We start from the raw sequence: 229 nt of genomic DNA, 5'->3' as shown, positions 1-229 counted from the left end.
AAAGAAAATTGGCAAGTTAGAACGATATTTTAACAATACACCAGATGCAAATGAGTTAGTGAAATTAAAAGTGAACAATCATACATCAAAGGTCGAAGTGACGATTCCCATGCAGAATGTGGTTCTACGTGCTGAAGAGGAAAATGCGGATATGTATGCTGCCATTGACTTGATCAATCATCAGCTTGAACGCCAAATTCGAAAACAAAAAACGAAGGTCAATCGTCAG

1 protein-coding gene is annotated in these 229 nt (G+C 37.6%); it reads left to right on the top strand.

All coding sequences use genetic code 11. The annotated features are described in order from the left end of the window. Positions 1-229 (top strand): ribosome hibernation-promoting factor, HPF/YfiA family (hpf, locus tag ACYP5M_RS26900; protein ID WP_459735769.1); only part of this gene is annotated, 229 nt, incomplete at both ends.

This window comes from Peribacillus sp. N1 (genome assembly GCF_054600815.1).
Note: the sequence above shows the minus strand (reverse complement) of the source record. Positions and strands in the feature narration are given on the sequence as shown.